Source organism: Klebsiella sp. CB_Kp196, from assembly GCF_040061575.1.
GTDB lineage: Bacteria > Pseudomonadota > Gammaproteobacteria > Enterobacterales > Enterobacteriaceae > Klebsiella > Klebsiella michiganensis.
On sequence record NZ_JBEAFH010000022.1, the window covers coordinates 1 to 2162 of the forward strand.

Annotated in this window: 3 protein-coding genes; 2 read left to right on the plus strand and 1 reads right to left on the minus strand. The window is 55.3% G+C overall.

From position 1 onward, the window contains the following. Positions 1 to 243 precede the first annotated feature (243 nt). Positions 244 to 453 (minus strand): YdgH/BhsA/McbA-like domain containing protein, encoded by a 210-nt coding sequence (locus ABLU87_RS04735; RefSeq protein WP_014226701.1) that lies wholly within the window; start codon positions 451 to 453, stop codon positions 244 to 246. 383 nt (positions 454 to 836) lie between these two features. Here ABLU87_RS04735 and ABLU87_RS04740 point away from each other — a divergent pair, with 383 nt between their 5' ends. Continuing rightward, positions 837 to 1136, plus strand: coding sequence for an antibiotic biosynthesis monooxygenase (locus tag ABLU87_RS04740; protein WP_014226700.1), 300 nt, complete (start codon positions 837 to 839; stop codon positions 1134 to 1136). A gap of 59 nt (positions 1137 to 1195) precedes the next feature. Beyond that, positions 1196 to 1909, plus strand: coding sequence for a winged helix-turn-helix domain-containing protein (locus tag ABLU87_RS04745; RefSeq protein ID WP_014226699.1), 714 nt, complete (start codon positions 1196 to 1198; stop codon positions 1907 to 1909). The last annotated feature ends 253 nt before the right edge of the window (positions 1910 to 2162 follow it).

The following is a 2162-nucleotide window of genomic DNA, read 5'->3' on the forward strand; positions in this document are numbered from 1 at the left end:
CGCCGCCCCCGGGAGCAGCGCGCAGAGTGGCTGAATTTCCCGGAGGCGATGCTGCGCATCTGTCCGGGCTACGGCACCGCAGACGGCAGTGAACCCACAAACCAGGCTGTGGGGGCACTGTTCGCCAGCAACAAAAAAAGCCCCATCAAGGGGCTCGACATTGCTGTGTGCTTATTATGTGGCGGGAGCCAGACCAGCCGCCGTCAGGCGACCTGTCCGGCAGCTCCCTCTGCAACCATTCGGTTATTTAGACAGCTCGGCGGTCATATGAACCTGGTTACCGGTATACGCTTCGGTAATGTGATAAGACTGGCCCTGGTCTTTAGCAATGGCGGCGATTTTGGCTTCGGCGTTGTCCAGCGTATCAGCGGTTACGCTAACAGGCTGAGCGAAGCTAGCGAAAGAGACCAGAGACAGCATACCGGCAGCGGCAAGTAATTTTACGTTTTTCATGGTGTTTGTCCTTTTAACTTTTATGGTGGAAAGCGTTGTTGCTTTCGATGGACTTATAATAAGTCTGCTAACTATAACGCGCGTTGCAAAAAGTGCGATTTAGATCACACTTTTGTGACGGTATGATGACGAATACCTAAATTTTAATTTTTTATTTCCAAGAAAAACAAACAGATAATTTATTCTGCAGCGTCTCTTTCGCCGTGGAAAACGATCTCAACAGCCGCGCAGTTTTCTCGCCTCGCGTGATTAATCATTTTTAATGTGAATGCATTGGCTGTTTTTTGAGCAAGTAAAGCGGCGATATTTCGCCCGTCAACGAAGCATTGAGCCAGGGTGAAAAGATACAGTGACCCTCACACAGATTGCGTGAGGACAATGGGATGATTGCCGTACTCTTTGAAGCCGAGGTCACTCCGGCGAGTCAGGAACGTTACTTAGCGCTGGCGGCGGAGCTGAAGCCGCTGCTGAACAATATTGACGGTTTTATTGCCATTGAGCGTTTCCAAAGCCTGACCACACCGGGGAAAATTTTGTCGCTCTCCTGGTGGCGGGATGAGGAAGCTGTGCAGGCGTGGAAACGCAACCTTTGCCATCAGGCTGCGCAGAAAGAGGGGCGGGAGAGCATTTTCGCCTGTTATCACATTCGGGTGGCTCAGGTGCTGCGCGAATATCGTGCTTAACCTGCCCATCCCCGGTACTCTGGCTGCTGTTTGTGGTTAGGGAAAATAAGCGAGGCACTATGTTAAAACCTGTTGAGCTAATTGAAGACGATGAGTCCCTGGCCGAAGCGATGGCGGCAGTGGCGTCGGCGATGGCGGATGCCTCGCGCCTGAAGATACTGTGCGCCTTAATGGACGGCCGGGCGTGGACGGCGACCGAGCTTTCTGCCGTCGCCGATATTTCCCCTTCGACCGCCAGCGCGCATCTTAGCCGCCTGGTCAACAGCGGTTTATTAATCTGCCTTGCTCAGGGCCGGCATCGCTACTACCGCCTCGCCGGTAGCGATGTCGCCGGTTTGCTGGAGAATATGATGACCATGGCCGGCAAGCGCGCGGTGGCGCTCGCAACCAGCACGCCGGTCAATTTGCGCCTGGCGCGCACCTGTTACGATCATCTGGCCGGAGAAGTGGCGGTATCGCTGTATGATTTTCTGCAGCGTGAAGCGTGGATAACGCCTGACGGAACGGCGCTGACGCTCGCCGGGGAAGCGCACTTTGCCCGGCTGGGAGTGGTGGTGAAGCGCGGCTCCCGGCGCAAAGCCTGCTGCGGCTGTCTGGACTGGAGCGAACGACGCTTTCATCTTGGGGGCGCGGCGGGCGCGGCGCTGCTGCAGCACGGTCTGGAGAACGGCTGGTTTAGCACTACCGCGGGATTTCGCGAAGTGACGATTACGCCGGCAGGGTGGCGCGCGTTGTATCTGCATTTTCAACTGACGAAAAAGGGAGACTGCTGACGGATTAGGATTGTTCTTTCTGTAGAGAAATAACCTTTTATGCCACTATACCCTTCATACTTCGAGTTGCTTATGTGTTGGCTGCGGATTACTCGGCCCATCCATGGGCCTCGCCCTCACGGGCCGTCGCAAGCGACGTTCAAATCTGCTCCTGGCAGATTTGTCGCTCACCCCAGTCACATAGTTATCTATGCTCCCGGGGACTAATGAGAGGCTCCTGCCTCTCACCGGAGGCCAGCCTTCGGCTGGTCAA